The sequence below is a fragment of the Pandoraea morbifera genome (assembly GCF_902459575.1).
Taxonomy (GTDB): domain Bacteria; phylum Pseudomonadota; class Gammaproteobacteria; order Burkholderiales; family Burkholderiaceae; genus Pandoraea; species Pandoraea morbifera.
In genome coordinates this window covers 1-3,485 of the sequence record NZ_CABPSD010000032.1, presented here as the reverse complement: position 1 = coordinate 3,485, position 3,485 = coordinate 1, and the positions used below count along the sequence as shown (strand labels likewise).

The 3,485-nt window shown below is 61.8% G+C and carries 1 protein-coding gene and 1 pseudogene; both read left to right on the top strand.

Features of this window, described 5'->3' with window-relative positions; translation table 11 throughout:
* Window positions 1-1,413 (top strand): annotated as a pseudogene (locus tag PMO31116_RS23850) (hypothetical protein); the annotation flags it as partial.
* 531 nt (window positions 1,414-1,944) lie between these two features.
* Complete coding sequence (locus PMO31116_RS23425) at window positions 1,945-3,198, top strand: DNA cytosine methyltransferase (protein WP_217424779.1); 1,254 nt, start codon at window positions 1,945-1,947, stop codon at window positions 3,196-3,198.
* Window positions 3,199-3,485: the final 287 nt, after the last annotated feature.

The following is a 3,485-nucleotide window of genomic DNA, read 5'->3' as shown; positions in this document are numbered from 1 at the left end:
GGGGCGCTGCGCGGATGGGAAGCCGCACAGAGCGCAGGGCAAGAGGCGGTGGCGTGGCCGATCATGAAGGGCGTCGGCAAGATCAATGGCGATGGCTGGAAAGACACCACGAAGGTCGGCCAGGTCGCGTACGTGTGGAACACTGAACTTCCCTCGCCGTACATGGAAGGGCAGTTCCCGCGAATCGGCAACGAGGGATGGTCGGCCAGCACGAAGCAATATGACTTCACGCCTGCGACGACGGAAGAGATCAGAGACGTTTTCTCCGCCCACGCCGCGCCCGTGAATGGTGGCGAGCGCGAGACCGTCGAGGTTGCTGTGGCGCTTGAGCAGCAGCGCACGCTCGCAATCGTCAAAGCCGTTCGGGATATCAGCTTTGGCGAATCCCCCACGGGCATGCCGACGGCCGCGAGCGCGGCCTTCGATCTGGCATGCGAAGAAATCGAACGCCGGCTGCGCACCGAACAATGGACGCTAGACGGCGTGCCCGCACCGTTGCCCGCCGCAGATGCGCCGCAGGTGGGCGGGAGCCTGACGAAGGAAGAAATCGATTTCGTGCTGGCGGTGTTCGGCAATCCGGATGCAAAACGTGCATACGCTGGCGATTATTCCCCGGCCGAACGCCCGCCTGTATGGGAAGCGCCCGAACTGCTGGGGCTTATCGTGGCGACGGGCAGCTACAAATGGCGTCCGACCGAAAAGCTACGGGGCATCATGCGTGCCGCCCTCTCGGCTCCCGCGAAGCCGTGCGAATACTGCGACGACACGGGCGATGTTCACGACCGGACCGGCGAATGGCGTGGCACCTGCACCTGTCCCGCTGGCAAGGCTATCTCGTCTCCCGCGAAGCCAGTGGGTATCTCAGTCAACGCTGACGCACCGTCGCTCAGTTTGGACACGTCTTCCGCGAAGGTGGGCAGGGATGAGCGGGAGGCAGACATCGACGCGCATGTGATCGAGCGGTTTGCCACGATCCTCGCTGAAATCTCGTTGACGTTGAAAGGTGTCGAGCAGCCGTTGCAAAGACACAGCTATCACGATCTGCCGAAGCTGGTTGCAGAGTTGAAGCTGGAAGTTGACTTGCACCGTGCCAACGAAGCCCGCGCCGCGCTGTCGGCGGATGGCGGGGACCTTAAAGCAGATCAGGTGGAGTGGGTCGTCAACGACAACGCCGAACTCGGCGTGAAGATTGGACAGCAGTTCTTCTGGCTCTATAAGGGAACGAGCCTAGTCTATGAAGAAGCGACCCACGATGATGGCTCGCCCATGCACTGGCGGCATGTTTTCAAGCGGGAGTTTGGCGAGTGCGCGCACCCGATCAACTATGACAATCCCGCGTTGATCGGCACGGTCTCGCTCGACGATAGCGAGGACTGGGAGCGACTTCCCGCCGCCAAAGCGAAGGGGAAGTGATGCGAGTCGACGGAATCATCAACTATCTGCGCCGCTGTGCAGAACTCGGAAGAGCACCGCAATTGAGTGCTCAGGACGCGCGTGCACTGACGAAGCGCTTCGACGCTATGACTCAAGAACTGGCGCGCGCCGCCTCGCAGGCAGCGGAGGGGCGGAAATCGTGATCGTCGAACTCATTCCTGCCGTGACGTATCGCGCGGGTGGTCGCCGATGGCTCACGAAGAAGGCTGCATACCGCGCAGCCGCACGCGAGAAGCTTCGACAACGGTGCGAATGCGACCGCGGAGACCAGTTCACACCGGCCGAGACCTGCCGCCTTCACGCTGATCCGATGCGCTATCAGAAACTGATCCGCCGCTTGGCTTTCCACTATGCATGCGTCGACGGCGCCAAGCCACCGCAGTCGCTGTTACTGCGCTGTGCTGCTGGGCGTGACGGCGATTGCTTCCACGATCAGTGCCCGCAGCTTCGTGATAAGGAGCCGCGTGCGACCGGCCGTCATTGTCCGCTAGACGTTAAGGAGGACCGCTCATGAGACAGAACGAGACCATTCTGGGCGACTGCCGGTCATTGCGCTATCTGTCCGTCTGCTCGGGTATCGAAGCCGCGACGTGCGCATGGCATGGGCTCGGCTGGAAACCGTGGGCCTTCTCGGAGATCGAGCGCTTCCCCGCCGCCGTGCTCGCACACCACTACCCTGACGTGCCCAACCTGGGCGACATGACCAAATTCAAGGACTGGCCCGATGCAACTATCGATCTTCTCGTCGGCGGAACCCCTTGCCAGTCCTTCAGCGTCGCCGGACTTCGAAAGGGACTGGCAGATCCGCGTGGCAACCTCATGCTCACCTATCTTGCCATTGCTCGCCGGTACGCTCCCCGCTGGCTGGTCTGGGAAAACGTCCCCGGTGTACTGTCATCGAACAAAGGCAGGGATTTTGGCACCTTCCTCGGGGGCCTGGCAGAACTCGGGTATGGGTTCGCCTACCGCGTTCTTGACGCTCAGTACGTCCGAGTGGAATCACACTCTCGCGCCGTCCCTCAGCGACGTCGGCGTGTGTTCGTTGTCGGATATCTTGGAGACTGGCGACGTCCCGCAGCGGTACTTTTTGAGCGCGAAAGCATGCTCGGGCATCCTGCGCCGCGCCGCGAAGCGGGGCAAAGAGTTGCCGGCACCCTTACGCGTAGCTCTCTCGACGGTAGCGGCGCAGGAGGCGGTGATGGGCGAGACGCCTTCATGATCCCTACCATTGCTCGAGCACTCACCACGAGTAATCAGAGAATCGATGCGGAGACGGAGACGGAGACGTTGCTCGTTGCTCATTCACTCCGCGCAGAAGGCTTTGACGCTAGCGAGGACGGCACTGGCCGTGGTACGCCGATCGTGGCTGTCCCTTTCGACACCACGCAGATCACTAGCCCAAGTAACCACAGCCACCCCAAGCCAGGCGATCCATGCCATCCGCTGACAGCCAGTGCACATGCACCCGCGATCGTCGCCGACACACTTACGAGTCATTGGCACCGCGGCAATGGTGCGAGCGCCGGAAACAATCCCGGCTTGGTGAATCCAGTGTTTCACGGCACGGCCGTACGCCGACTGACCCCGCGCGAGTGCGAACGCCTTCAGGGCTTTCCGGACGACTACACACTGCTACCCGGCAGGAAGGCCCCGGACGGCCCACGCTACAAAGCCCTCGGCAACAGCATGGCCGTGAACGTGATGCGGTGGATCGGCGAGCGAATCCAGAGCGTCGAGAACTTGGAAATCGAGAAAGCAGCATGACCACCCACCGCCTCACAACGAAAAAAGGCCCATCATTGGGGATGGGCCCTGAATCCGCGGCGCCAGGGGGCAAATCAGCACCATACGGTCAGATCAGTCTACGAAACCAAATTACCCCAGGAAGTATGGAATACCCGTAACACCCAAACGACCGTTTGAGTTCTTCGCCGCCGCCGAACGCGGTGCCATCCAAGCGCCGCTCAGCAGCCAACAAGCCGATGATCGATCGCCGTCTGGATCTCTTCGACAAGCGCCGCCTGGATCTCGTCCAGTTCCTCGACCTTCGC